The organism is Nonomuraea aridisoli (assembly GCF_003236395.1).
Classification (GTDB): Bacteria; Actinomycetota; Actinomycetes; order Streptosporangiales; family Streptosporangiaceae; genus Nonomuraea; species Nonomuraea aridisoli.
In genome coordinates this window covers 1-25,354 of record NZ_POUD01000083.1, presented here as the reverse complement: position 1 = coordinate 25,354, position 25,354 = coordinate 1, and the positions used below count along the sequence as shown (strand labels likewise).

The 25,354-nt window shown below is 71.4% G+C and carries 25 protein-coding genes; 19 read left to right on the top strand and 6 right to left on the bottom strand.

What is annotated here, in order from left to right:
* Positions 1 to 21: 21 nt before the first annotated feature.
* Positions 22 to 702 (top strand): copper homeostasis protein CutC, encoded by a 681-nt coding sequence (locus C1J01_RS20820; protein WP_111180658.1) that lies wholly within the window; start codon positions 22 to 24, stop codon positions 700 to 702.
* Positions 703 to 706: 4 nt separating this feature from the next.
* Here C1J01_RS20820 and C1J01_RS20815 read toward each other — a convergent pair whose 3' ends face one another.
* Genes C1J01_RS20815 through C1J01_RS20805 form a run of 3 tightly spaced genes read right to left on the bottom strand, consistent with a single transcriptional unit; the run spans position 707 to position 4,369 of the window.
* Positions 707 to 1,885, bottom strand: a complete 1,179-nt coding sequence (locus tag C1J01_RS20815; RefSeq protein ID WP_111180657.1) for a DUF6986 family protein — start codon at positions 1,883 to 1,885, stop codon at positions 707 to 709.
* A complete protein-coding gene (locus C1J01_RS20810) occupies positions 1,869 to 3,170 on the bottom strand; it encodes an FAD-dependent oxidoreductase (RefSeq protein WP_235854566.1) in 1,302 nt (433 codons plus the stop codon). The genes C1J01_RS20815 and C1J01_RS20810 overlap by 17 nt, the downstream gene beginning before the upstream one ends.
* A 26-nt stretch (positions 3,171 to 3,196) precedes the next feature.
* The gene (locus tag C1J01_RS20805) at positions 3,197 to 4,369 is read right to left on the bottom strand and encodes a class I adenylate-forming enzyme family protein (protein WP_111180656.1); all 1,173 of its coding nucleotides are present in this window, start codon (positions 4,367 to 4,369) and stop codon (positions 3,197 to 3,199) included.
* Between the two features lie 114 nt (positions 4,370 to 4,483).
* Between C1J01_RS20805 and C1J01_RS20800 the strand changes: the two genes are divergently transcribed.
* From C1J01_RS20800 to C1J01_RS20790, 3 genes are all read left to right on the top strand, one after another.
* Positions 4,484 to 4,966 (top strand): hypothetical protein, encoded by a 483-nt coding sequence (locus C1J01_RS20800; RefSeq protein WP_111180655.1) that lies wholly within the window; start codon positions 4,484 to 4,486, stop codon positions 4,964 to 4,966.
* Between the two features lie 148 nt (positions 4,967 to 5,114).
* A complete protein-coding gene (locus C1J01_RS20795; RefSeq protein ID WP_111180654.1) occupies positions 5,115 to 5,783 on the top strand; it encodes a hypothetical protein in 669 nt (222 codons plus the stop codon).
* A gap of 87 nt (positions 5,784 to 5,870) precedes the next feature.
* Positions 5,871 to 7,616 (top strand): proline--tRNA ligase, encoded by a 1,746-nt coding sequence (locus C1J01_RS20790; protein WP_181448877.1) that lies wholly within the window; start codon positions 5,871 to 5,873, stop codon positions 7,614 to 7,616.
* A 43-nt stretch (positions 7,617 to 7,659) separates the two neighbouring features.
* Here C1J01_RS20790 and C1J01_RS20785 read toward each other — a convergent pair whose 3' ends face one another.
* A complete protein-coding gene (locus C1J01_RS20785) occupies positions 7,660 to 8,184 on the bottom strand; it encodes a ferritin-like domain-containing protein (RefSeq protein ID WP_111180653.1) in 525 nt (174 codons plus the stop codon).
* A complete protein-coding gene (locus tag C1J01_RS20780; protein ID WP_146615673.1) occupies positions 8,181 to 8,678 on the bottom strand; it encodes a hypothetical protein in 498 nt (165 codons plus the stop codon). Before C1J01_RS20780 ends, C1J01_RS20785 begins: the two co-directional genes overlap by 4 nt.
* Before the next feature lie 222 nt (positions 8,679 to 8,900).
* On the opposite strand from C1J01_RS20780, the gene rimP reads away from it, so the two are divergent.
* The 8 genes from rimP (at position 8,901) to truB (ending at position 16,713) form a co-directional block, all read left to right on the top strand.
* A complete protein-coding gene (gene rimP / locus C1J01_RS20775; RefSeq protein WP_111180651.1) occupies positions 8,901 to 9,386 on the top strand; it encodes a ribosome maturation factor RimP in 486 nt (161 codons plus the stop codon).
* Between the two features lie 11 nt (positions 9,387 to 9,397).
* Positions 9,398 to 10,402, top strand: coding sequence for a transcription termination factor NusA (gene nusA / locus C1J01_RS20770; RefSeq protein WP_111180650.1), 1,005 nt, complete (start codon positions 9,398 to 9,400; stop codon positions 10,400 to 10,402).
* Positions 10,386 to 10,685, top strand: coding sequence for a YlxR family protein (locus tag C1J01_RS20765; protein WP_111180649.1), 300 nt, complete (start codon positions 10,386 to 10,388; stop codon positions 10,683 to 10,685). The genes nusA and C1J01_RS20765 overlap by 17 nt, the downstream gene beginning before the upstream one ends.
* Before the next feature lie 125 nt (positions 10,686 to 10,810).
* Positions 10,811 to 13,882, top strand: a complete 3,072-nt coding sequence (gene infB, locus C1J01_RS20760) for a translation initiation factor IF-2 (protein WP_111180648.1) — start codon at positions 10,811 to 10,813, stop codon at positions 13,880 to 13,882.
* Positions 13,883 to 14,002: 120 nt separating this feature from the next.
* Positions 14,003 to 14,299: a DUF503 domain-containing protein gene (locus C1J01_RS20755; RefSeq protein WP_111180647.1), complete on the top strand. Its 297-nt coding sequence runs from the start codon at positions 14,003 to 14,005 to the stop codon at positions 14,297 to 14,299.
* Positions 14,300 to 14,338: 39 nt separating this feature from the next.
* Positions 14,339 to 14,803 (top strand): 30S ribosome-binding factor RbfA, encoded by a 465-nt coding sequence (gene rbfA, locus C1J01_RS20750; RefSeq protein WP_111180646.1) that lies wholly within the window; start codon positions 14,339 to 14,341, stop codon positions 14,801 to 14,803.
* Positions 14,800 to 15,840 (top strand): DHH family phosphoesterase, encoded by a 1,041-nt coding sequence (locus C1J01_RS20745; protein WP_111180645.1) that lies wholly within the window; start codon positions 14,800 to 14,802, stop codon positions 15,838 to 15,840. The genes rbfA and C1J01_RS20745 overlap by 4 nt, the downstream gene beginning before the upstream one ends.
* On the top strand, positions 15,841 to 16,713 hold the full coding sequence (truB, locus tag C1J01_RS20740; protein ID WP_111180644.1) for a tRNA pseudouridine(55) synthase TruB: 873 nt from the start codon (positions 15,841 to 15,843) through the stop codon (positions 16,711 to 16,713).
* A gap of 50 nt (positions 16,714 to 16,763) precedes the next feature.
* Here truB and C1J01_RS20735 read toward each other — a convergent pair whose 3' ends face one another.
* Complete coding sequence (locus C1J01_RS20735) at positions 16,764 to 17,786, bottom strand: TRM11 family SAM-dependent methyltransferase (protein ID WP_111180643.1); 1,023 nt, start codon at positions 17,784 to 17,786, stop codon at positions 16,764 to 16,766.
* An 82-nt stretch (positions 17,787 to 17,868) separates the two neighbouring features.
* On the opposite strand from C1J01_RS20735, the gene C1J01_RS20730 reads away from it, so the two are divergent.
* The 7 genes from C1J01_RS20730 to C1J01_RS20700 all read left to right on the top strand — a co-directional run bounded on the left by C1J01_RS20730 (position 17,869) and on the right by C1J01_RS20700 (position 25,231).
* Positions 17,869 to 18,795, top strand: coding sequence for a bifunctional riboflavin kinase/FAD synthetase (locus tag C1J01_RS20730; protein ID WP_111180642.1), 927 nt, complete (start codon positions 17,869 to 17,871; stop codon positions 18,793 to 18,795).
* Positions 18,796 to 18,978: 183 nt separating this feature from the next.
* On the top strand, positions 18,979 to 19,248 hold the full coding sequence (gene rpsO, locus C1J01_RS20725) for a 30S ribosomal protein S15 (protein WP_111180641.1): 270 nt from the start codon (positions 18,979 to 18,981) through the stop codon (positions 19,246 to 19,248).
* A 298-nt stretch (positions 19,249 to 19,546) separates the two neighbouring features.
* The gene (locus C1J01_RS20720) at positions 19,547 to 21,877 is read left to right on the top strand and encodes a polyribonucleotide nucleotidyltransferase (protein ID WP_111180640.1); all 2,331 of its coding nucleotides are present in this window, start codon (positions 19,547 to 19,549) and stop codon (positions 21,875 to 21,877) included.
* Positions 21,874 to 23,184, top strand: coding sequence for a M16 family metallopeptidase (locus C1J01_RS20715; protein ID WP_111180639.1), 1,311 nt, complete (start codon positions 21,874 to 21,876; stop codon positions 23,182 to 23,184). The genes C1J01_RS20720 and C1J01_RS20715 overlap by 4 nt, the downstream gene beginning before the upstream one ends.
* 65 nt (positions 23,185 to 23,249) lie before the next feature.
* On the top strand, positions 23,250 to 23,987 hold the full coding sequence (gene dapB, locus C1J01_RS20710; RefSeq protein WP_111180638.1) for a 4-hydroxy-tetrahydrodipicolinate reductase: 738 nt from the start codon (positions 23,250 to 23,252) through the stop codon (positions 23,985 to 23,987).
* A 140-nt stretch (positions 23,988 to 24,127) separates the two neighbouring features.
* The gene (locus C1J01_RS20705; RefSeq protein ID WP_111180637.1) at positions 24,128 to 24,616 is read left to right on the top strand and encodes a GNAT family N-acetyltransferase; all 489 of its coding nucleotides are present in this window, start codon (positions 24,128 to 24,130) and stop codon (positions 24,614 to 24,616) included.
* A gap of 270 nt (positions 24,617 to 24,886) precedes the next feature.
* Entirely contained in the window at positions 24,887 to 25,231 is a 345-nt protein-coding gene (locus C1J01_RS20700) for a hypothetical protein (protein WP_111180636.1), read from the top strand.
* The last annotated feature ends 123 nt before the right edge of the window (positions 25,232 to 25,354 follow it).

Here is a 25,354-nt window from a genome sequence, read left to right as displayed (position 1 = left end):
GCACCATATAACCTCTCCTGCATGACCGGATCCCTGCTCGAGGTGATCGCGCTGAACGTGCGCGACGCCGTGGCCGCCGAACAGGGCGGAGCCGACCGGCTGGAGGTCGTCGCCGACATGGCGTCCGACGGGCTGACCCCCTCGCCGGAGACGGTCGCCGCGATCGCGGCGGAATGTCCCCTTCCCCAGATGGTGATGCTCCGTTGTGACGCGAACTTCACCGCCGACCCCGACGTCCTCGACCGGCTGCGCCGCGACGCCAAGGACCTCGCGCAGGCCGGCGCGGCCGGATTCGTGTTCGGCTTCCTCGACGCCGCGGGCGCGGTCGACCTGACGGCCACCGAGGCGCTCATCCACGCCGTCTCCCCGCTGCCCTGGACGTTCCACCGCGCCGTCGACCACGCCGCCGACGTCCAGGCGGCCTGGCGGGCCGTACGACTGCTGCCCAACCTCGCCACGGTGCTGACCTCCGGTGCCCCGACGGGCGTGGGCGCCGGCCTCGGCGTGCTGAAGGCGCGCGCCGACGCCGGTGACGCCTCGATCATCCTGGCCGGCGGCGGCCTGCGACCCGGCCACGTGCCGGCCCTGCTCGACTACGGCGTCCGCGCCTTCCACGTGGGCTCGGCCGTACGGACGAGCTGGTCCGACCCGGTCGAGCGGCACCTGGTCCGCCAGTGGCGCAATCTGATCGAACGCGACTGACCCGTCAGGGGAGAGCCATGTCGGCCCGGCGCAGGGCGGCGGCGAGCGTACGGATCGTGGCGGGCTCGTCCATCACGCCGCCCTCGGCCGCGCGCCGCTCCTCCCAGGCCCGCACCCGCTCCCGGTAGGAGTCGTAGCGGGCCAGGTGGAAGGCGTAGACGGTGGCGAAGCGGCTCACCAGGTGCGACGGGTGCATGTCCCAGCCCTGGTAGTAGCCGTGCCGCAGCGAATGTCTGACCAGCTCGGCGTGGCGCCGCCACAACACGTGGACGTCGAGCGTCCGGTCCGAGGCGGGCGCGGCGGCCAGCGACCCGTCCGACAGCTCCACCCCCGTGCCGGAGAGCGCCGTCTGCATCACGTGGCGCGCGTGGTCGCAGGCCGGGTGGTCGAGCCGCTGCTCCTGCGGCGGCAGCCCGATCGCGGCGGTGTAGTCGAAGACGCCGAAGTGCGCCGCGGCCAGCCGCCCGCCCAGCGACTCGTTGAGGTCGCCGCGCAGGAACGCCAGCGTCTGCGGCGCCTCCACCTGCATCTCGAACCGCAGCCGTACGCCGAGCTCCGCCTCCAGCCCGGACAGCACGCGCGCGAACTGCCCGAGGTAGGACTCCATGAGGATCTTGGGGAAGGTCACCGTGAACCCGTCCGGCAGCCCGCCGGCCCGCTCGGCCACCCCCATGACGAACCGCTCCAGAGTCCGCACCGACCGTCCGGGGTCGCCGTCGGCGAACGACTTCACCCGGGGCCCCCACCGCCGCGGCAGCGTCCCGGCGTCGCTCATGGCGGCCACGGCGGCGACGGCCTGATCCACGTGACCGTCCTCGACCGGCCCGGGGCGCAGGCCGTAGCCGTCCTCGAAGTCGACGCGCAGGTCCTCGACCGGCTCGGTGGCCAGCTTCAGCAGCACCTTGTCGTGGACGAGCGCGGCGAGGCCACCCGGCACGCCGAAGACCTCGGCCATCTCCTCGGGGCTCGCCAGGTGGGCCTTGAGCAGCGACAACGCCTGCTCGCCCCAGTCTGCGACGGTGCGCGCGGTGAAGCGGTCGGCGGGCACGTAGACGGTGTGGACGGGCTGCCAGGCGGGCTCACCGGCGGGAAAGCGGGCCCGCTGCAGCCGGTACGCCTCCTCGAACCCCTCAGGGACGGTCTCGCGGACGGTCTCAGGGACGGCCTCAGGGACGGATCGCACGGAGCATGGCCTCCAGACCCACGAGCTTGACGCGCTCACCGCGCCCCAGCGTCTTGGCCAGCTCCGCCTCGGCCGCCTCGACGGCCAGCCACTCGTCGTACGTCACCGGCCGCACCCCGCGCGCGGCCAGCAGCGCGCCGATGCCGTCGTGACCCACCCGCTCGCGCCCGTCGAGGTCGGCCAGCAGCGTCCGGACGGTCTCGGCAGCGTCGGACTTGTTCGTGCCGATCACCCCGGTAGGCCCGCGTTTGAGCCACCCCGCCACGTATTCGCGCTCGCGCACCCGCCCCGCCTCGTTGGGCACGGTCATGGTCCGCTCCGAGAACGGCACCCCCGGCAGCGGCACGCTCCGGTAGCCGACCGAGCGCAGCACCATGCCGACCGGCAGCGTCTCGAACTCCCCGGTGCCGACCACGCGGCCGTCCTCCGACAGCCGGGTGCGCTCCAGCTTCAGGCCCTCGACCCGCTCGGCGCCGAGGATCTCCACCGGCCGCATCCAGAACCGCACGTCGAGCCGGCGCGGACGCCCCACCGGCTCGCGGGCGGCCCACGACTGCAGCACCTTGATGTTGCCCTGCACCTGCCGCGGGAAGTCGCCGCCCAGCACGACGGCCTCCTCGGGGCGTACGCAGACGTCGGCGTTGGCCAGCTCGCCCAGCTCGCGCAGCTCCTTCAGGGTGAACTTGGCGTGCTCGGGCCCGCGCCGGCCGATCATGTGGATGGCCTTCACCTGGCTCTCGCCGAGGCGTTCGAGCACCTCGTGGGGCACGTCGGTGGCGCGCAGCTCGTCGGCCGTCTTGGCCAGGACGCGCACGACGTCGACCGCCACGTTGCCGACGCCGATCACCGCGACCTCGGAGGTGTCGAGCGTGAACCGGCCCGGATCGACGTCGGGGTGGCCGCAGTACCAGTTGACGAAGTCGGTCGCCGCCACGCTGCCCGGCAGGTCCTCGCCGGGGATGCCGAGCTTCCTGTCGACCATGGCGCCCGTGCAGTAGACGACCGCGTCGTAGACGCCGAGCAGGTCGTCGACCGACAGGTGCTCGCCGAGCGTGACGCCGCCCAGGAAGCGCACCTGGGGCAGCTCCAGCACCCTGCGCAGGTAGTTGGCGATCGACTTGATCGAGGTGTGGTCGGGCGCCACGCCGTAGCGCACCAGCCCGTACGGCGTCGGCAGGCGCTCCAGCACGTCGACCGCGACCGGCTCGGCCGACTGCTTGACCAGCGCCTCGGCCGTGTAGATGCCGGCCGGCCCCGATCCGATGACCGCCACGTGCAACGTCACGCTGCCTCCCTCTGCCGATGGTCGGTTCACGCGGGCACGCGTCCCACCAGATGCAACCGGCCGATGTGATCGATGTATCCCCGGTCCCCGGTGCGGATGAACCCGTCTCTGGCGAATGCCGGGCGTCGGGGGATATCGCCGACATATCCGCTCATCACCGCCCGGGAGCGGAGGAGCACCTCGCCCTGCTCCCCGCAGGGCAGGATCCGGCCCTCGGCGTCCCTGACGGACACGTCCACCCCGCCGCGCGGCCTGCCGACGCTCTCCTCGGCGTCCTGCGGAGGGTCGTCGGGCGCCGTGCCGAGCCCGAGACCCGCTTCGGTGCAGGTGTAGCGGTTGCAGACGGGCACGCCGTACCGCTCGCGCAGGCCCCTGATCAGTTCCGGCGGGGCCGGGGCGCCGCCGCACAGGACGAGCTCCAGGTCCGGCAGATCGGCGCCGAGCGCCAGAATGCCCGACAACTGGTACGGGCTCCCCTGCAGCACCCCGATCCGCTGCCGGCGCAGCACCTCCACGGCGGCCTCCGGCGTCCATTCGGGCAGGACGTGACAGGTCCGCCCCATCTGCAGGAACACCGGCAGCCGGGTGGCGAACCCGAGCTGCCCGAGCCGATGCGGCACCAGCCGGGCCTCACCCGTGCCCCAGCGCAGCCCGGCGCCGCGGGCCCGGATCGCCTCCAGTTGCCGGTCGCCGAAGAGCACGCCCTTGGGCGGTCCCGTCCTGCCCGCCGTATACGTGACCACCACCGGCCGCCCGGGATCCGGCGGGAACGGCGGAGGCGGCGGCTCGGCCCTGCGCAGCCCGCCCAGCCGGCCGGGGTCGTAGACGTGCGGCTCCCGGGTGCTCCGGTCGAGCGGCAGCGTCACGACGTCGATCCCGCGCAGCGGCGGCAGCACGCCCGGGGCGGTGACCACGACGGCCGGATCCAGCCCCGCCGGCAGCTCGGCGCGTGCCGTCCCGACGCCGGCGGTGATCGCGCCGATCTTGGCCGCCGCCACGTAACAGATCACGAACTCGGGCCCGTCGGGCAGCACGAGGATCACGAGGTCGCCGATGCGGCACCCGCGATGGGCCAGCCCGGCGGCCACCTCGTCGGAGAGCCGGTCGAGCTCGGCGAACGACAGCGGCACAGGTCCGGTGACCACGGCCGCGCGCTCCCCGAACCTGCGTGCGGCCTCTCCGGCCAGCAGGCGCAACATGGCAGCTCCCGGGGCAGAGGGCGCACTTCCACGCTACTCGCCCACCGTCCCGTGTGAAGGGGGAAGCGGTTGCCCGCAAGGACTTGCGGGAAGGTGAGGGGGCGATCAGAGTGGATGCTCGTGAAGCGAAAGCACGCGCTGCGACGGCCGGAGAGCGGGCCGTTCCCTGACCAAGGCGACGATCTCTCGCTCACCAGCGCGCGCAGGTACGAAGCGTTCGGCCGGGTGATGGCCGCGCTGGCGTCCGAGGCCGACTTCATCGAGTCGTGCCGCGACCTGACCTGGTGGCGCGGGTCCGACCACAGCTGGCACATCGAGTGGCGCGACGGCCCGTACGCGTCGGAGGTGGCCGCGCTGCTCGCCGACGAGGTGCGCGACCCCGACTACGACGGCTCGCTGGTCACCCAGGCCGGCCCCGGCGGCGAGGGCTCGGCGGTGCTCGACGTGATGGGCGTGCGGTTCGAGCTGCGCGCGATCGACCCGATGGGGCGGGCCACCGTACGCGCCCGGCCCGGCCTCTGGCGGCTGGCCGAGGCCCTCGACACCACCCGCCGCACCAACACCCGTCATCCCTGGGAAGAGCTGCTCGGCGGTTGAGCCCGCCCGCATCGGGGAATCCCTCTGTGGGACAGAAGTGACCGTTTTGTCCCTAAGATGACCCAAATTTGCCTTTTTTGTACGGTTACATAATCTGGTGGTGGTCATCCCTATCTGTAACCGGGGGAGGTTTGACCAGGGACTGGAGATGAACACCACCATCGAGTACACAGATTTCGCCGAGTACGACCGGCGGCAGCGTGCGATCGAACGCCACCTGCTGGTGGCCTTCGCCGGGGGACTGACCGTCGGACTGATCGGCACCCTCCTCGCCGGAAACGGCCCCGGCTGGGTCGGCCAGATCTACGACCCGTACGCCTACCTCGCCCTCTCGCTGGCCGTGGGCGCGAGCGCGTCCGGGTTCGCGTGGGCCCTGGTGACCACGTTCCTGGCCGCCGTCTCCGCGCTGGTCGGCACCATGGCCGCGGGCGCGCTGCACGGCCGCGACATCTTCGAGATCGTCGGCTCCGACGCCGCCGGGCTCAACTGGACGCTCGCCCTGCTCGTCGGCCTCGGCCTGCTGGCGTACACCACGCGCAGGCAGGACGGCTGGGGCGACCTGGCCGCGGGCGCGGTCGGCGCGGCGCTCATCGCCGACGTCGTGGACCGCGCGACCCCCGGTTTCATCGAGAGCGAGCAGTCGTTCTGGCCCGGGCCCGCGGTGGCGATCGGGCTGATGTCCCTGATCCTCGTGCTCGCGCTGCGCAGGAACACCCGGGGACGCCTGCGCGCGCTCGCGCTGTCGGTCGTCTTCTCCGGATTGTTCGCGGCCTGTCTGGCCGCCTTCGTCGCGGGCTGGTTCCCGCTGGCCGTCTGAGGGCCGCCGCGTGATAACGACGAGCGCCGTACCACGCCGAGTCGATAGCCTGTAATCCTCCATCAGGGTTTCGAGCAAGGAGTGGCCGTGTTGCTGCGCATGTCGTCGTTGTTTCTTCGCACCCTGCGGGACGACCCGGCAGACGCGGAAGTCCCGAGCCACAAGCTGCTCGTCCGCGCCGGTTTCGTCCGCCGGGTCGCGCCCGGGATCTACTCCTGGCTGCCCCTCGGCAAGATGGTGCTGGAGAACGTCACCAGGATCGTCCGCGAGGAGATGAACCGGATGGGCGGTCAGGAGGTGCTCTTCCCCGCCCTGCTGCCCCGCGAGTACTACGAGGCCACCGGCCGCTGGACCGAATACGGCGACACGCTCTTCCGTCTCCAGGACCGCAAGGGCGCCGACTACCTCCTCGGCCCCACGCACGAGGAGCTCTTCACCGACCTGGTCAAGGGCGAATACTCCTCGTACAAGGACTATCCGGTCATCCTCTACCAAATTCAGACCAAATATCGCGACGAGGCGCGGCCCCGCGCGGGCATCCTGCGCGGGCGTGAGTTCCTGATGAAGGACTCCTACTCCTTCGACCTCGACGACGACGGCCTCAAGCGCTCCTACGAGCTGCACCGCGAGGCCTACATCCGCACGTTCGACCGGCTCGGCATCGACTACAAGATCGTCTTCGCCCAATCGGGCGCCATGGGCGGCTCGGCCTCCGAGGAGTTCCTCGCGCCCACGCCCACCGGCGAGGACACGTTCGTGGCCTGCCGCTCGTGCGGTTACGCCGCCAACGCCGAGGCCGTCACCACGACCGCCCCCGCCGCGCGTCCCTACGACGACGTGCCGCCGATGAAGGTGCTCGACACACCCGGCACCCCCACCATCGAGACGCTCGTGTCGTACGTCAACGAGCACCACGGCCTGTCCGTCACCGCCGCCGACACGCTCAAGAACGTCGTGGTCAAGGTCACGACGCCCGGCTCCGACAAGGTCGAGACGCTGATCGTCGGCGTGCCCGGCGACCGCGAGGTCGACTTCAAGCGCCTGGAGGCGGCGCTGGCCCCCGGCGAGCCCGCCATCTTCGAGGCCGCCGACTTCGACAAGCACCCCGGCCTCGTCCGCGGCTACATCGGCCCGCAGATCCTGCGCGAGCTCGGCATCCGCTACCTCGTCGACCCTCGGGTGGTCACCGGCACCTCGTGGGTGACGGGCGCCAACGAGCCCGGCCGGCACGCCGTCAACGTGGTCGCCGGCCGCGACTTCACCTCCGACGGCACCATCGAGGCCGCCGAGGTGCGCGCCGGCGACCCCTGCCCGCGCTGCGGCTCCGAGCTGTCCATCGACCGCGGCATCGAGATCGGCCACATCTTCCAGCTCGGCCGCAAGTACGCCGACGCCGCCGGCCTCGACGCCCTCGGCCCCGACGGCAAGCCGATCCGCGTCACCATGGGCTCCTACGGCATCGGGGTCTCCCGCGCCGTGGCCGTCATCGCCGAGCAGGCGCACGACGAGCTCGGGCTCGTGTGGCCGCGCGAGGTCGCGCCCGCCGACGTCCACATCGTCGGCACCGGCAAGGACAACCAGGTCGAGGCGGCGCTCAAGCTCGGCGCCGAGCTGGAGGCGCGCGGCCTGCGCGTCCTCGTCGACGACCGGCCGCAGGTGTCGCCCGGCGTGAAGTTCAAGGACGCCGAGCTGCTCGGCGTGCCGACGATCGTCGTGGTCGGCCGCGGCCTGGCACAGGGCGTGGTGGAGCTGCGCGACCGCGTCTCGGGCGAGAAGTCGGAGATCCCGCTGGCCGAGGCCGCTGACCACGTCCAGGCCGCCTGCGCCGGCTGATCCCGTTGATCCTGCGCCGCGCGGGCCGGCCCGGCCCGCGCGGCTATTCCGTGATGCCGCTGCCCGCCCCCGAGGAGGACGACGCGGACGGCGCCGCTGTGGGGGTCGCCGTGGGGGTCGGCGTCGGGGTCGAGCCGGGCATGCCGGGGAAGGCCGGCGGCTGTGCCGGTCGGAAGCGGTACGCGCGGGTCACCGCGTCCTGCATGGCCTTGGCGGCGTAGCGGCGCAGCGACGGGTCCTGGGCGGAGGCCAGCTCCAGGTAGGCGGCGGTGACGCCGTTCTCCAGCTGCACCGCCAGGTTGGTGGCCAGCGTGGCGTCGGCGGGGAAGAACGGCAGCGCGTAGGAGGCCTCCGCCTCGGCCGGCTGCCCGCCCCTGGCCACGATGTAGGAGCGCAGCTGGTCACGCCGGGCCCGGTGGGTGTCGAAGGCGTCCTCGACGCGTTCGCGCAGTGAGCCCGACGTGCGCGCCCCCAGCAGCCCGTACGCGAACAACACCGCGTGCTCGGCCGCCAGCGCCTTGCGCAGCTTCTCGACGTCGTCCGCCGCCGCCGCGACGTGCCCCCTCACAACGACCTCGGCAGGGCGAGGGCGTGGGCGGCCTCGCAGGCCCCGATGCTGGCGATGAGCTGGGCGATCCCGGGGGAGACCCCGGCCAGCTGCCGCGTGCGCAGCTCCGCCGCCGCGCGTTCGGCGTCCCGCAGCCGCGACAGCGACGGCTTCTCCGTGGCCGACGGAGAAGGCGAGCCGGACGGCTGCGACGACTGGGGCGACCGCGAGGGCGACGGTGACGCGGGCGCCGGCGGCACGTGCTCGCGCAGCTCGGCGAGGTGGGCCTGGTGGCGCTGCCGGAACGGGACCAGCTTGTCACCCCCGTCGGCGATCAGCGCCGAGTAGAGCGCGATCGTGCGCTCCTTCTCGGCGATCAGCTGCCTCAGCAGCCGGGTCTCGGCGGAGTCCGGGGCCGGGGCGGACGGCCGGGGCGGCCCTGACGTGCTGCAGGCGGTGAGAGCGGCCGCTCCGCCCGCCAGCAAGGCTCGCCGGGACAGGTGACGCGGGCGCACGGGCGTGAACCTCCAGTGACTACGGACGCAGATAGCATCGTACGGGCTGGTGCCCCGGATCGCCGTCAGGCGACGCTTCGCCATTCGACGGTGACGAGTGGCGCTCTCTCCGTGCCTCCATACGGATAGGGTGTCAACTGTCGTCGCTGGCCGAGCTGTCAGACGGCGGAGAGCCAGAGGCGAGGTCCGCCCGGCTGAGACATGACAATAGGGGAGGTCGATATGGGCAGCGCATCACCCCGCGACCACCTGATGAAGCTCCTGGAGCCCGTGGTCAGCGCGGAGGGCCTCGACCTGGAGGACATCACGGTCACCCAGGCGGGCAGACGCCGCATCCTGCGCGTGATCGTCGACCGTGACGGCGGCGTCAGCCTCGACGACGTGGCCGACGTGAGCCAGGCCGTCTCCGCGGCGCTCGACGACGACGACGCGATGGGCCAGGGCGCCTACACGCTCGAGGTCTCCTCGCCCGGTGTCGACCGTCCGCTCACCGAGCCGCGCCACTGGCGGCGCGCGGCCAAACGACTGGTGAAGGCGGAGATGAGAGACGGCACCGTAGTGGAGGGCCGCATCCTGGGCGCCGACGAGAGCGGCGTCGACCTCGACGTCGCCGGCTCGGCGCGCAGGCTTGATTACAAGGACCTGGCCCGGGGACGGGTACAGGTGGAATTCCGCCGGATCGACGACGTCGACGGCGACGAGGGCTAGGGGGAGCCGCCGTGGACATCGACATGAGCGTCCTGCGCAGCCTGGAGCGGGAGAAGGACATCTCCTTCGACCTGGTCGTCAAGGCGATCGAGGACGCGCTGCTGATCGCATACTTCCGCACCGACGGCGCGGCCTCCAAGGCGCGGGCCGAGCTCGACCGCGCCACCGGTCACGTGACGATCTGGGCGGCCGAGATCGACGAGGACGGCGAGGTCGTCAGGGAATACGACGACACACCCAGCAACTTCAGCAGGATCGCCGCGACCACCGCCAAGCAGGTCATCCTGCAGCAGTTGCGCGACGCCGAAGACGAGATCAACTTCGGCGAGTTCGCCAGCCGCGAGGGCGAGCTGGTCTCCGGCGTCATCCAGCAGGGCAAGGACCCGCGCGTGGTGCTGGTCGACCTCGGCAAGATCGAGGCCGTGCTGCCGCACGCCGAGCAGGTCCCCGGGGAGGAATACGCGCACGGCGAGCGCATCCGCGCCTACGTGGTGCAGGTGAAGAAGGGCCACAAGGGCCCCTCGGTCACCCTGTCGCGCACCCATCCCGGGCTGGTGAAGAAGCTGTTCGCGCTGGAGGTGCCGGAGATCGCCGACGGCACCGTGGAGATCGCGGCGGTGGCGCGCGAGGCGGGCCACCGTACGAAGATCGCCGTCCGGTCGCGCAAGGCGGGCGTCAACGCCAAGGGCGCCTGCATCGGGCCGATGGGCTCGCGCGTGCGCAACGTGATGACGGAGCTGCACGGCGAGAAGATCGACATCATCGACTGGTCCGAAGATCCGGCCGAGTTCGTCGGGAATGCCCTGTCCCCCGCACGTGTTTCCCACGTCGAGGTTCTCGATCTGGACGGGCGGGTCGCGCGAGTGACGGTGCCCGACTACCAGCTCTCGCTGGCGATCGGCAAAGAGGGGCAGAATGCGCGGCTCGCGGCCAGGCTCACCGGATGGCGGATCGACATCCGGCCCGATACCCAAGCCGAGGACGCCGCCGGTTCCGTAGATGCGTCAACACGGTAAGCTGGAATATGGTGGCCAGGCAGCCCCGCAGCGCACCTGTGTGGGTTGCCGGGTTCGCACGGCTCAGTCCGAGCTGCTCCGCCTGGTGCGGGTAGAGGATCATGTGGTCCCCGACCTGCGAGGACGGCTCCCTGGTCGCGGTGCTTCGCTGCATCCGTCCTTGAGTTGTCTGGAGCTTGCCGAGCGTCGCCGAGCGTTTCCGCGCGCGTTCCGCGTGGCGGGGCCGCTTGACGTGTCGCCCGTGCGGGCGCACCTGGAGGGAGAACCACGAAATGTCATGTAGGACGCCGAGTTGATGGGCGGAGTCAGATTGCTATGAGCGCCTGATGAGCACGCGGCGATGAAGACGTCAAGGTAGCGACGGTCCGGACGGCACAGCCAGCCTCCCGGGCCGAGTAAGGGAGTGCAGTGGCGAAGGTCCGGGTATACGAGCTCGCTAAGGAGTTCGGCGTAGAGAGCAAGGTCGTCATGGCCAAGCTCCAGGAGATGGGAGAGTTCGTCCGTTCGGCGTCCTCGACCATCGAGGCGCCGGTGGTCCGCAGGCTCACCGAAGCTCTGGGCGCCTCCAAGGGTGGCCCCTCCAGGGGCGGCGGTCAGCCGTCCAACAAGCCGCAGCCGCCAAGGGCTGCGCCCCGGCCGGGCGAGAGCCAGGCCGGCAACGGCGCCGGGCAGGCGCCGGTCCCAGCTCCGCCGCGTCCGGGTCCCAAGCCCGGCCCGCGGCCAGGCCCCGCGGGCGGCGGTCAGCCGCGTCCGCCGGTGCCCATGCCCCATCAGCCGCAGCAGCAGCCAGAGGCCGCGCGCGGCGAGACCTCCGGGGCTCCTCAGGCACGTTTCGAGAGCGGTGCGCCCGCTCGTCCGACTCCGGGCCCGCGTCCCGGTCCCGCCGCACGTCCGGGTCCCAAGCCCGGCCCGGCGCCCCGTCCGGGGCCCTCGGGTGGCGGTGGCTCCCAGCAGGCGCCGCGTCCCGGCGCTCCCGGTGGCGGCGGCCCGCGTCCCGGTCCGGGTCCCAAGCCCGGCCCGCGCGGCCCGCGTCCCGGCAACAACCCGTTCTCGTCCAACGCCAGCGGCATGGGTCAGTCGCGCCCGCGTCCGGGAGGCAACCGCGAAGGCGGCGGCCCCGGTCAGCGCGAGCGTCGTGACGGTCCGCCGCGCGACGGCGCGATGCCGCGTCCGCCGCAGGGTCGTTCCGGCACCGAGGCCAGGCCCGGCGCCGGTGGCCCGCGTCCCGGCCCGCCGCCCGGCGGTCCGCGTCCGGGTCCCGGTGCGGGTGGTCCCCGTCCTGGTGGCCCGCGGCCCAACCCGATGATGATGCCGCAGGGCCGTCCTGCCGGCGGTCCCGGCGCCGGTCGTCCCGGTGGCGGTGGCGGCGGTGGCCGTCCTGGCGGTGGCGGCGGTGGCCGTCCCGGTGGCGGCGGCGGCGGTCGTCCGGGTGGCGGCGGTTTCGCCGGCCGTCCGGGTGGCGGCGGCACCGGTCAGCGCACCGGCACCGGCGGTCCCGGTGGCGGCGGCTTCGGCGGTCGTCCCGGTGGCGGCGGCCGTGGCCGTGGTGGCGGCACCGCGGGAGCCTTCGGGCGTCCCGGCGGCCGTCCGGCCCGTGGCCGCAAGTCGAAGCGTCAGAGGCGCCAGGAGTTCGACAACATGTCGGCGCCGGCGATCGGCGGTGTGCAGGTCGCCCGCGGCAACGGCGCGACGATCCGGCTGCCGCGCGGCGCGTCGCTGTCCGACTTCGCCGACCGCATCGGCGCCAACCCCGCCTCGCTCGTGCAGATCATGTTGCACCTCGGCGAGATGGTGACGGCGACCCAGTCGGTCAACGAGGAGACGCTGCAGCTGCTCGGCGCCGAGCTCGACTACAACATCCAGGTCGTCAGCCCGGAGGAAGAAGACCGCGAGCTGCTCGAGGCCTTCGACATCGAGTTCGGCGAGGACGAGGGCGACGAGGCCGACCTGGCCGCGCGTCCGCCGGTGGTGACCGTCATGGGTCACGTCGACCACGGTAAGACCAAGCTGCTCGACGCCATCCGCAAGACCAACGTGGTGGCGCGCGAGGCGGGTGGCATCACCCAGCACATCGGCGCCTACCAGGTCTCCACCGAGCACGAGGGCCAGGACCGCAAGGTCACCTTCATCGACACCCCGGGTCACGAGGCGTTCACCGCCATGCGTGCCCGAGGCGCCAAGTCCACCGACATCGCGGTGCTGGTGGTCGCGGCCGACGACGGTGTGAAGCCGCAGACGATCGAGGCCCTCAACCACGCCCAGGCGGCCGAGGTCCCGGTCGTGGTCGCGGTCAACAAGATCGACAAGGAGGGCGCCGACCCCAACAAGGTGCGCGCCCAGCTCACCGAGTACGGCCTGGTGGCCGAGGAGTACGGCGGCTCGACCCTCTTCGTCAACATCTCGGCGAAGAACGGCACGGGCATCGACGACCTCCTCGAGGCGATCCTGCTGACCGCCGACGCCGAGCTCGACCTGCGGGCCAACCCGACGATGGACGCTCAGGGCATCGCGATCGAGGCTCACCTCGACAAGGGCCGCGGCCCCGTCGCGACCGTCCTGGTCCAGCGCGGCACGCTCCGGGTCGGCGACTCGATCGTGTGCGGCGAGGCCTTCGGCCGCGTCCGCGCGATGCTCGACGACAACGGCGACGCGGTCGAGGAGGCCACGCCGTCCCGTCCGGTCCTGGTGATGGGTCTGACGGCCGTGCCGAGCGCCGGTGACAACTTCATCGTGGTCACCGACGACCGGATGGCCCGGCAGATCGCCCAGCAGCGCGCGGCGCGCAAGCGCAGCGCCGACATGGCGAAGTCGAGCCGTCGCCGCACCCTCGAGGAGCTGTTCAGCGACCTCGAGAAGGGCCGCGTCGACGAGCTCAAGCTCATCATCAAGGGTGACGTGTCCGGTTCGGTCGAGGCCCTGGAAGACGCCCTGCTCAAGATCGACGTCGGCGACGAGGTCAGGCTGCGAGTCCTGCACCGCGCGGTCGGCGCGATCACCGAGTACGACGTCAACCTGGCCGTCGCCGACGACAACGCGGTCATCATCGGCTTCAACGTCCGCCCCGAGCCTCGGGCGCGCGACCTGGCCGAGCGCGAGGGCGTCGACATCCGCTACTACTCGGTCATCTACCAGGCGATCGAGGAGATCGAAGCGGCGCTCAAGGGCATGCTCAAGCCCGAGTTCGAAGAGGTCCAGATGGGCACGGCGGAGGTCCGCGAGGTCTTCAAGGTGCCGAGGATCGGCAACGTGGCCGGTTCGCTGGTCCGCTCCGGCGTGATCGTCCGCAACAGCAAGGCCAGGGTGATCCGCGATGGCGTCGTCATCGCCGACAACCTGACCGTCTCGTCGCTGCGTCGGTTCAAGGACGACGCGACCGAGGTCCGCGAGGGCTTCGAGTGCGGTATCGGTGTCGGTTACAACGACATCCGGATCGACGACGTGATCGAGACGTTCGAGATGCGGGAGAAGCCGCGCGTGTGACGCGCGGCCGGGCGCCCGGCGGGACATCCGCCGGGCGCCTCTCGCACGCCCAGGCCTGGTCCCCACCGCAGCAGGCCGGCCGTGCGTCCACCCCACCAGGCCAAGCGGTGGTCGCCAACGATGTATGTGGGTGCTCTTACCCTGGACATTCTGCTGGGCGACGTCAGGTCGCTGAAGCAGAAGCGCTCTGTCGTACGGCCGTTGATCGCCGAGCTGCAGCGCCGTTATCCCAGCGTCGCCGTGGCCGAGACCGGACATCTCGACCTGCACCGCAGGGCTGAGGTCGGCGTGGCGGTGGTGTCGGCCTCCGCGGGCAACTGCAAGGAGGTCCTCGACGCCTGCGAGCGTATGGTGGCATTCCGTCCCGAGATCGAGCTGCTGTCGGCCCGGCACCGGCTCTACAACGACGAAGATTGAACGAACAGCACGCCAGGTCGTGCGTGAGGGGGAGCGAACATGGTGGATGCCGCACGAGCGCGCAAGCTCGCCGACCGCATCCAGCAGATCGTCGCCGAGATGCTGGAGCGCCGGATCAAGGATCCCCGCCTGGGCTTCGTCACCGTGACCGACACGCGCGTGACCGCTGATCTGCGCGATGCGACGGTGTTCTACACGGTGTTCGGCTCCGAGGCGGAGCGGGCCGACAGCGCGGCCGCTCTGGAGAGCGCCAAGGGCATCATCCGCTCCGAGGTCGGCCGGCAGACCGGTGTGCGTTTCGCTCCCACGCTGACGTTCAAGCACGACCCGCTGCCCGACAGCGCCCGCCACCTCGACGACCTCATCAGCGCCGCGCGGGCGCGCGACGCCGAGGTGGCCCGCCAGGCGCAGACGGCGGCGTACGCGGGTGAGCCCGACCCCTACCGGAAGCCCGAGGAAGGCCCCGAGGAGGGGCCGGAGGCCGGCAGGGAAGACCAGGCGTGACACCCGACGTGCGTGACCGGGCCGGCCGTCCGCACCACGTGGACCGGCGGCCCGCGGAGAGCTGCCCGATCCCCGACGCCCAGTGGGAGCGGGCCCTTGAGCTGATCGGCCGGGCCGACGAGGTGGCGCTGGCCTGCCACGTCACCCCCGACGGCGACGCGCTCGGCTCGATGCTGGCGGTGGCCTTCACGCTGCGGCGGATGGGCAAGCGGGTGGTGGCGTCGTTCGGCGACCGCCACTTCGCGGTGCCGCGGCTGCTGCGGTTCCTGCCGGGCCAGGACATGCTCGTCGCGCCGGAGGACTACCCGGCCGCGCCCGAGCTGATGATCGTGTTCGACGCCTCGACGTTCGAGCGGCTCGGGCTGCTGTGCTCCAACGCCGCCACCGCGCGCGAGGTCATCGTGGTCGACCACCACCCGTCCAACGGCGGGTTCGGCACGCTCGGCCTCATCGACGCCAAGGCGGCGGCCACGGCCATGCTGGCCGAGCAGCTCGTCTACCGCCTCGGCGGCCGGCTGGACCGTGACATCGCCACCTGCCTGTACGCCGGCCTGGTGACCGACACCGGCTCCTTCCGGCACTCCTCCGTCACGCCCGCCGTGCACCAGATGGCCGCCCGGCTGGTGGCGACGGGATTGCGCACCGACGAGATCGCCCGGGAGCTGTGGGACCGCTCGCCGTTCGGCTACCTCAAGGTGCTCGCCGCCGCGCTCGGCCGGGTGACGCTGGAGGACGGCCTCGTCTGGACGTACGTCACGCGCGTCGACCGGGCCGCGTACGGGCTGCCGTACGCGGAGCTGGAAGGCATCATCGACATCGTGCGGCGCACCGACGAGGCCGAGGTCGCGGTCGTGCTCAAGGAGGACGACCAGGGCGACTGGCAGGTCTCCACCAGGTCCAAGGGGCGCGTCGACGTGGGGTCGGTGTGCGCGGCGCTGGGCGGCGGCGGACACCACAACGCCGCCGGCTACACCTCCCACGACTCCGTGGAGGAGACCATGGCGAAGTTCCGGCGCGAGCTGCGGAAGGCTTCCTGAATGGCCGAGAGCGGTCTGATCATCGTCGACAAGCCGGCGGAGTGGACCTCCCACGACGTGGTGGCCAAGATGCGGCGCATCGCGGGCACCCGCCGGGTGGGCCACGCGGGCACGCTCGACCCGATGGCGACGGGCGTGCTGGTGATCGGCGTGGAGAAGGCGACCAGGCTGCTCGGGCACCTGACGCTGACCGAGAAGGTGTACGAGGCCACGATCCGGCTCGGCGTCACCACCAACACCGACGACGCCGAGGGCGAGGTCACCGCCGCGTCCTCGGCGGCGGGCGTCGCCGAGGCCGAGATCCGCAAGGGCGTCGAGGCGCTGACCGGGGAGATCATGCAGATCCCGCCGCAGGTCAGCGCCATCAAGGTGAACGGGCAGCGGGCGTACAAGATGGCGCGCGCGGGCGAGGAGGTCGAGCTCGCGGCCAGGCCCGTCACCGTGCGGGAGTTCGACGTACGCGAGATCCGGGCCGGCGGTGACGTCGTCGACGTGGACGCGGTCGTGACCTGCTCCAGCGGCACCTACATCCGCTCGCTGGCCCGCGACCTGGGGGCCGCGCTCGGCGTCGGCGGGCATCTGACGCGGTTGCGGCGCACCCGCGTGGGGCCGTACGACCTGTCGCTGGCCAGGACGGTCGAGCAGCTCGCCGAGGAGTGCGTGATCCTGCCGATCGCGGAGGCGGTGGCGGCGGCGTTCCCGCGCCGCGACGTCACGGCGGAGGAGGCCCGCGTCGTCAGCCACGGCGGCCGTCTCCCCGCGGCCGGCCTCGGCCCGGGACCGATCGGCGTGTTCGGGCCCGATGGCGCTCTGCTGGCGCTGGTGGAGGAGCACGGCCGGACGGCCAAGCCGGTCGCGGTCTTCGCCGGCTGATCCGCCCGCACCCCAATGGTTGTTGCGCCCGCTCCCCGGTGCTGGGGCGGTCAGGTGGTGGGTCTGCGGGCGACGATGATGTCGCGGACGATGGCCTGGTCGACCCAGTGCTCGAAGTCGGGGTACTCCATGACGTGCAGGCCGGCGTCCGACAGGACCTCGGCCAGCTCGGCGCGGGTGCCGCCGTAGGTGTTCCAGGCGATGCCCATCGCGCCGCCCGGGCGCAGCAGCTCGGCCCAGACCGGCACGGCCTGGCGCAGCAGCTCCAGCGGGCTGCGCGACAGGCCGCCCCCGCCCTTGCTGCCGTGCTGGACGCCGTAGGGGGCGTCGGTCACCAGCAGGTCGAACGAGCGGGGCTTGAAGAACTCGCGGCTGCGCAGGGTGTCGGCGTTGACCACGGCCAGGTGCTGCACGTCACCGGCCTTGACCGCCTCCTTCGACAACCCGAACGTCACGTTGAGCCGCCGCCCGACCAGCGCCCGCTCGCGGCGCACCGGCACGGTCTCGGCGGTGTGCTTGAGCCGCTTGTTGCGCAGCCAGGTCTTGATGAAGCCGGCGTAGGCCTCGAAGTCCTTGCCGTCGACGTCGATGCCGTAGGCGTCGTAGCCGTACATGAGGGCCTGGTTGAGGGTGGTGCCGCGGCCGCACAGCGGGTCGAACACCGAAAGCCCGTCGCCCAGCCCCTTCTCGCCGGCCAGCGCGGTGACGTTGAGCAGCAGCTTGGTGAAGTGCTCGTTGGTCTTGCCGGCGTATTTCTGGATGGTGATCAGGTCGCTGCTCAGCCGGTCGCGCGGGCGCATGGCGAGCGGGCGCAGCAGCTCGCCCTCCACGCCGAACACGACGTAGACGGACGACAGGTTGGACAGCAGCGCGACGTCGGCGTCGGTGAGCGGGCGCGCGGTCTCGAACGTCACGTAGGGGACGCCGCCGATGCGCGTCTCCTCGCTGCCCAGGACGTCGCCGTCGAGGGCTCGCGCGCTGAAGACGGCCAGCTCGGCGCGGGTCAGCCGGACGGCGCTCTCGCCGTACACCCGGTTGAAGGCAGGCAGGATCAGGAGCGCGTAACGAGGCATGATGTCCGATGATAGTGCCCTCGGTTGGAGCCGGCCGCGTCCCGCATGGCAGGCTTGTGCGCGTTGACCCGGGAATGAGCGAATGGGGGCTGCGGTGCAGGGTTCGGGAAGGGCCGTCGTCACCGTCGGTGTGTACGACGGTGTCCACCTGGGGCACCAGCGGGTGGTCGGACGTACGGTGGCGGTCGCCCGTGAGCGGGGGCTGCGGAGCGTCGCCGTCACGTTCGAGCCGCATCCTGACGAGATCGTCCGGCCGGGCGCGCGACCGCCGCGGCTGACCAACATGCGGCGCAGGATCGAGCTGCTGACCGGGCTCGGGATCGACGAGGTCGAGGTGGTGGGGTTCACACCCGAGCTGGCGCGCGAGACCCCGGACGACTTCACGCAGGGCGTGCTGGCCGAGCGGCTGCGGGCGGCGGTGGTCGTCGTCGGGGAGGATTTCGTGTTCGGCCGGGACGCCAGCGGCGATGTCGAGATTTTGCGGACGCTGGGCGAAAAATATGACTTCGAGGTGGAGGTCGTGCCCCGCCTCGACGACGTCTCCTCCACCGCCGTCCGCGAGCTCCTCGCCGCCGGCGACGTCGAGACCGCCGCGGCCCGGCTCGGCCGGCCGCACCGCGTCGAGGGCATCGTCGTCCGCGGCTACCAGCGTGGACGAGAGCTCGGCTTCCCCACCGCCAACGTCGAGACCCCGCAGCACACCGCGATCCCGGCCGACGGCGTCTACGCCGGATGGCTGCAGAGCGTCCCGGTCGCCAACCTGCCCACCCTGTACGAAGGCCAGCGCTGGCCCGCGGCCATCTCCGTCGGAACCAACCCGACGTTCGAGGGCGTGCCGCGCACGGTGGAGGCGTACGCGCTCGACCGCGACGACCTTGATCTCTACGGCGCCCACGTGGCGGTGGAGTTCGCGGCGCGCCTGCGCGGCAACACCCGCTTCGACTCGATCGACGCGCTGATCGCCCAGATCCACGACGATGTGGCGGCCACCAGGCGTCTGACGAGCTGACGGCCCCCGCGTCCCCTCTCGACCACCCCGAGCAGCCGGCACGAGGTGGTAACCTTGCATGTCGGCTCTGTAGCGGCGGAGCTGTCCGCTGCCCATGACGGCCTTCACGCGGCGACTGTAGGCACGCACGGTCGTTCGTCTGTCCATCTCGTTGATGCGTGCCCGTAGAATCGAAGGAGAGCCGTGTCCCTCGACACCGCTGCCAAGAAGTCCATCATCAGCGAATACGCGACGGTCGAAGGCGACACCGGGTCGCCCGAGGTGCAGATCGCTCTGCTGAGCAAGCGCATCAGCGAGCTCACCGAGCACCTGAAGACGCACAAGCACGACCACCACAGCCGTCGTGGCCTGCTGCTGCTCGTCGGCCGCCGTCGCCGCCTGCTGAAGTACCTGCAGAAGGTCGACATCCAGCGTTACCGCTCGCTCATCGAGCGGCTCGGCCTGCGCCGATAACATGGAAAGGGAGCGGCGTCCGCGCCGCTCCCTTCTCATATGGGTACGACCGATATGAGCAGGCGCGTGGCGGCGTGAATCGGCCACGCGCCTGACGTACAACTGAAGAATCCGAGACACACAGCCCCCGCGTCCGTCAGCACCATGCGACCCGCGACGCCTGCGGGCCGGTCCTCGGTAGTGGCTTCCGGTAGGACTCGATTCCTCGACCGGGTGCTTCGATCGAAGACCGGCGCTGCACCTAACGAGGGTGCCGGTGAGAAAAGGGCGCGGGAGACCGACCACAAGGAGGTCCCCCGTGGAGGGTGTCCACACCGCTGAAGCCGTCATAGACAACGGTTCGTTCGGCACGCGCACGATCCGGTTCGAGACCGGACGCCTCGCGCGTCAGGCGGCGGGTTCCGCCGTCGCCTATCTCGACAACGACACGATGGTGCTCTCGGCGACCACCGCGTCCAAGGCTCCGAAGGAGCAGTTCGACTTCTTCCCGCTGACGGTGGACGTCGAGGAGCGCATGTACGCCGCGGGCCGCATCCCCGGCTCGTTCTTCCGGCGTGAGGGCCGTCCCTCCGAGGACGCCATCCTCACCTGCCGCCTGATCGACCGGCCGCTGCGCCCGTCGTTCGTCAAGGGCCTGCGCAACGAGGTGCAGGTCGTCGCCACCGTCATGGCGCTCAACCCCGACCACCTCTACGACGTGGTCGCGATCAACGCCGCGTCGCTGTCCACGCAGCTGGCGGGCCTGCCGTTCTCCGGCCCGATCGGCGGCGTGCGGGTCGCGCTGATCGAGGGCCAGTGGGTGGCGTTCCCGACCCACCACGAGCTGGAGCGGGCCACGTTCGACATGGTCGTGGCGGGCCGCGTGCTCGACGACGGCGACGTCGCGATCATGATGGTCGAGGCCGAGTCCACCAAGGACACGCTGAAGCTCGTCGCCGACGGCGCCGTCGCGCCGACCGAGGAGGCCGTCGCGCAGGGCCTCGAGGCCGCCAAGCCCTTCATCAAGGTGCTGTGCGAGGCGCAGTCGCGCATCGCGCAGGTCGCCGCGAAGGAGACGGCCGAGTTCCCGGTCTTCCTCGACTACCAGGAGGACGCCTACGCCGCCGTCGAGGCCGCGATCAAGACCGAGCTGGCCGCCGCGCTGACGATCGCCGGCAAGCAGGAGCGCGAGAACGAGCTCGACAAGGTCAAGGCGCTGGCCGCCGAGAAGCTCCTGCCCGACTTCGAGGGCCGCGAGAAGGAGATCGGCGCCGCGTTCCGCGCGGTGATGAAGAAGCTCATGCGCGAGCGGGTCATCAAGGACGGCGTGCGCATCGACGGCCGCGGCACGAAGGACATCCGCGCGCTGTCCGCCGAGGTCCACGTGGTGCCCCGGGTGCACGGCTCGGCGCTGTTCGAGCGCGGCGAGACCCAGATCCTGGGCATCACGACGCTCAACATGCTCCGCATGGAGCAGGTCATCGACACGCTCAACCCGGAGCGCACCAAGCGCTACATGCACAACTACAACTTCCCGCCGTACTCCACCGGTGAGACCGGCCGGGTGGGCTCGCCCAAGCGCCGCGAGATCGGTCACGGCGCGCTGGCCGAGCGGGCGCTGATCCCGGTGCTCCCGACCCGCGAGGAGTTCCCGTACGCCATCCGCCAGGTCTCCGAGGCGCTCGGCTCCAACGGCTCGACGTCGATGGGCTCGGTCTGCGCGTCCACGATGGCGCTGCTCGACGCCGGCGTGCCGCTCAAGGAGATGGTCGCGGGCATCGCGATGGGCCTGATCGGTGAGGGCGACACCTACGTCACCCTGACCGACATCCTCGGCGCCGAGGACGCCATGGGCGACATGGACTTCAAGGTCGCCGGCACCAAGGACCTCATCACCGCCCTGCAGCTCGACACCAAGCTCGACGGCATCCCGGCCCACGTGCTGGCCGCCGCGCTCAAGCAGGCCAAGGGCGCCCGCCTGGCGATCCTCGACGTGATGCAGGAGGCGATCGACTCCCCGGCGGAGATGAACCCGACCGCGCCGCGCATCATCACCATCAAGGTCCCGGTCGACAAGATCGGCGAGGTCATCGGCCCGAAGGGCAAGATGATCAACCAGATCCAGGACGACACGGGCGCCGAGATCACCATCGAGGACGACGGCACGATCTACATCGGCGCCACCGACGGCCCGTCCGCCGAGGCGGCGCGTTCGGCGATCAACGCGATCGCCAACCCGCACATGCCGGAGGTCGGCGAGCGCTACCTGGGCACGGTCGTCAAGATCGCCGCCTTCGGCGCGTTCGTCTCGCTCATGCCGGGCAAGGACGGCCTGCTGCACGTCTCGCAGATCCGCAAGCTGCACGGCGGCAAGCGCATCGAGAACGTCGAGGACGTGATGAGCGTCGGCGAGAAGATCCAGGTCGAGATCGCCGAGATCGATGGCCGCGGCAAGCTCTCGCTGGTGCCGGTCGAGGTCATCGAGAAGGAGGCCGCCGAGAAGGAGGCCAAGGGCGCGGGCGCCGAGGGTGACACCGACGTCCCGGCGCAGCCCGACGCTCCGGCCGAGGAGAAGTCCGAGCGGCCCCGTCGCACCCGTACGCGCGTGCGCAGCACCCGCGGCGCCGAGGGAGACGACCGCAACTCGTGAGCACGACCACGCTGCACCCCGGCAAGGACGGAGCCGGGGTGGTGAGGCGCACCGTCCTCCCGGGTGGGCTGCGCGTGGTGACCGAGACCATGCCGACCGTGCGCAGCGTCGCGGTCGGCATGTGGGTCGGCATCGGCTCGCGTGATGAGGCCCCCGAGCACATGGGGGCCACCCATTTCCTCGAGCACCTGCTGTTCAAGGGCACGCCCACCCGCGACGCCATGGAGATCTCCGCCTCCGTCGAGGGCATCGGCGGTGAGATCAACGCCTTCACCGCCAAGGAGTACACCTGCTACTACGCGCGGGTCCTCGACGAGGACCTGTCGATCGCGGTCGACGTGCTCGCCGATGTGGTGACCAGCTCGCTGGTGACCGAGGAGGACGTCGAGTCGGAGCGTGGCGTGATCCTGGAGGAGATCGCCATGCACGACGACGACCCCTCCGACGTGGTGCACGAGCAGTTCGCCGCCGAGCTGTACGGTGACTCGCCGATCGGCCGCCCGATCCTCGGCACGGTCGAGTCGATCAACGCCCTGGGCCGGGAGCGGATCGCCGAGTACTACCGCCGCTACTACCAGCCCCGCCGCACCGTCGTCTCCGTCGCCGGCAACATCCGGCACGAGGAGGTCGTCGAGCTCGTCACCCGCGCCTACGAGCGGGCGGGCGCGCTCAGCGGCGCGGCCGAGTTCACCGCGCCGCGCACGAGCGGCCCCGGGGCGAGCACGCGCTCCGGCGTACGCGTGCTCGACCGGCCCACCGAGCAGGCCAACCTGGTGCTCGGCACGACCGGCCTGGCCCGTACCGACGAGCGCAGGTTCGCGATGGGCGTGCTCAACGCCGCTCTGGGCGGCGGCATGTCGTCGCGGCTGTTCCAGGAGATCCGGGAGAAGCGCGGCCTGGCGTACTCCGCCTACAGCTATACCTCGGCCTACGCCGACACCGGCCAGTTCGGCATCTACGTGGGCTGCCTGCCCTCGAAGATCGACGACGTGCTCAAGATCTGCCGTGACGAGCTGGCCAGGGTCGTGACCGAGGGTCTGACCGCCGACGAGATCATGCGCGGCAAGGGCCAGATGCGCGGCGGGCTCGTGCTGGGCCTGGAGGACACCGGCTCGCGCATGTCCCGCATCGGCAAGAACGAGCTGGTCTACGACGAGCTCATGTCGGTGGACGAGGTGCTCGCGCGCATCGAGTCGGTCACTCCCGACGAGATCTCCGAGATCGCCCGCGACGTGCTCAACCGGCCGCTCACGCTCGCCGTGATCGGCCCGTACGGCGACAAGGACTTCTCCGACGCCATCCGCTGAGGTCGGCGGGCCGCTGGTCGCGGCCCGCCGCTTCGGCTCCGGGCAGGTGGGATAGGGTTGGCCGTGTGATCAAGGTAGGTGTGCTCGGCGCCCGCGGCCGTGTGGGCGTGGAGGTGTGCAAGGCGGTCGAGGCGGCCTCCGACATGGAGCTCGTGGCCGCGCTCGACAAGGACGACTCCATCGAGGGGCTGCGGGGCGCGGAGGTGGTGGTCGACTTCACCCACCCCGACGTGGTCATGGGCAACCTCGAGTGGGCGATCGCTCACGGCATCCACCCGGTGGTCGGCACGACCGGCTTCGACGAGGGCCGGCTGGAGACCGTACGCGGGTGGCTGGCGGCCTCGCCGGGCACCAACTGCCTGATCGCCCCCAACTTCGGCATCGCGGCCGTGCTCATGATGCACTTCGCCCAGCAGGCGGCGCGCTACTTCGAGTCGGTCGAGATCGTCGAGCTGCACCACCCCAACAAGGCCGACGCGCCCTCCGGCACGGCCCGCCGTACGGCGGAGCTGGTGGCCGAGGCGCGCTCCAAGGCCGGGCTGGGCGCGATGCCCGACGCCACGACCACCGCGCTCGACGGGTCGCGCGGGGCCGACGTCGGCGGCGTGCACGTCCACGCGGTGCGGCTGTCCGGGCTGATCGCGCACCAGGAGGTGCTGCTCGGCGGCGACGGCGAGATCCTCACGATCCGCCACGACACCATGAGCAGGTCGGCTTTCGCGCCGGGCGTGCTGCTGGGTGTGCGCAGGGTGCGCGAGGTGCCCGGTCTGACCGTGGGCCTCGAGCCGCTGCTCGACCTTTGATCGCCGTCCACGACGTGCCCACCACCGGGCGGTCGTGGGCACGTCGTGAGGAGAGGGTCCCGGCTCCGCACAGCCGGGCCTACGATCATCAACCCTAATACGAGCGGCGAGATCCACCCGAAACATGAGATCGTGTCGCCATGGTGCGATGGGCTGAAGCCGCCGAACTCCCCGGACTTGTCGCTGTCGAGCTGGCCGCCGACGAGCTGTTCGAGCAGGCGGGCATCGTCTTCCCGCCCGGCACGACCATGATCGAGGACGTGGACGACCCCGGCTCGGTGCTGGTCGAGGGGGAGCCGCCGGCCGGGTTCGCGCTGATCGGCCGGGCCGACGGCAACGTCCATCTCGACCAGCTCGCCGTCCACCCCGGCAGCATGCGGCAGGGCATCGGCGGGCGGCTGCTGGCGGCCGTGCTCGACCACGCGCGGGCCGTGGGCGCGCCTGCGGTGACGCTGACGACCTGCCGCGACGTGCCGTGGAACGCGCCCTGGTACGCGCGGCACGGCTTCTCGGTGCTGCCCGGGAGCGCGTGGGGGCCGCAGCTGCGGGCGCTGGTGGAGCACGAGCGGGAGCTGGGCCTCGAGGTCGTGCCCCGCGTGGTGATGAGCCGAGCCACAGAAAGTACCTGATCGTCACCGTTTGAGCCCTTAGAGTCTGGCGAGTGAAAAATCCTTGGGGAACCACCCAAGGTGGGCTCCGGTTCGTCCGCGGCAACGCGTGCCTGCGGTTCGTGACGGTGTGGATCGCGGTCTCCAGCGCCTGTCTGACGGGTTGTTCCTCCTCGTCATCGTGCACATTCACAGCCTGGGCGGCAGCCCCGCGCTGGTCGGCGCGGTCAGCTCTCTCGGGGCCGTCGGCGGGCTCGCCGGGGCGCTGCTCTCCAACCGGATCGCCAGCGGGTGCCCGGGCGGCTGCTCGTCATCGTGGAGTCCTGGACGACCGCCGCGGTGGTCCTGGCGATGGCGTTCGCGCGGGTCGCGTGGATGGTCGGCGCGCTCCTAGCGCTGATGATGTTCCTCATCGCGGACGCGCTGGTGGGCCGGGTGTCGAGCGCGATCGACTTCGGCATCGGGTCGCTCCGGTGGCTCGGCCCGCTCGCCGCCGGCTTCCTGGCGTCGGCCTTAGGCTCGGCGACGGCGATCGTCATCGTCGCCGGAGTCATGGCCGTCATCGCGGTGAGCATGCATGTCGCCGACGGCCTGCGCGTGCTCGACCAGCCGATCGACGAGGTCGCGGCGGGCTAGTGAGCCGGTCCTGAGATCCTGTCGCAGTAGCGGCAGATCCGGTCGATGATCTGGTCGGCGGTCTTGGTCCACTTGAAGGGCCGGGCGTTGTCGTTCCAGACCTTGATCCACTCCTCGAGCGCG

What these genes read in the sequence shown, in the direction of transcription:
- C1J01_RS20765 (WP_111180649.1), top strand. Translation starts at nt 10,386, where the DNA reads ATGCGTCAACACGGTAAGCTGGAATATGGTGGCCAGGCAGCCCCGCAG.
- C1J01_RS20805 (WP_111180656.1), bottom strand. Translation starts at nt 4,369, where the DNA reads ATGTTGCGCCTGCTGGCCGGAGAGGCCGCACGCAGGTTCGGGGAGCGC.
- C1J01_RS20795 (WP_111180654.1), top strand. Translation starts at nt 5,115, where the DNA reads ATGAACACCACCATCGAGTACACAGATTTCGCCGAGTACGACCGGCGG.
- C1J01_RS20735 (WP_111180643.1), bottom strand. Translation starts at nt 17,786, where the DNA reads ATGCCTCGTTACGCGCTCCTGATCCTGCCTGCCTTCAACCGGGTGTAC.
- C1J01_RS20820 (WP_111180658.1), top strand. Translation starts at nt 22, where the DNA reads ATGACCGGATCCCTGCTCGAGGTGATCGCGCTGAACGTGCGCGACGCC.
- C1J01_RS20730 (WP_111180642.1), top strand. Translation starts at nt 17,869, where the DNA reads ATGGGGGCTGCGGTGCAGGGTTCGGGAAGGGCCGTCGTCACCGTCGGT.
- C1J01_RS20705 (WP_111180637.1), top strand. Translation starts at nt 24,128, where the DNA reads ATGGTGCGATGGGCTGAAGCCGCCGAACTCCCCGGACTTGTCGCTGTC.
- C1J01_RS20755 (WP_111180647.1), top strand. Translation starts at nt 14,003, where the DNA reads ATGTATGTGGGTGCTCTTACCCTGGACATTCTGCTGGGCGACGTCAGG.
- truB (WP_111180644.1), top strand. Translation starts at nt 15,841, where the DNA reads ATGGCCGAGAGCGGTCTGATCATCGTCGACAAGCCGGCGGAGTGGACC.
- rimP (WP_111180651.1), top strand. Translation starts at nt 8,901, where the DNA reads ATGGGCAGCGCATCACCCCGCGACCACCTGATGAAGCTCCTGGAGCCC.
- rbfA (WP_111180646.1), top strand. Translation starts at nt 14,339, where the DNA reads ATGGTGGATGCCGCACGAGCGCGCAAGCTCGCCGACCGCATCCAGCAG.
- C1J01_RS20800 (WP_111180655.1), top strand. Translation starts at nt 4,484, where the DNA reads ATGCTCGTGAAGCGAAAGCACGCGCTGCGACGGCCGGAGAGCGGGCCG.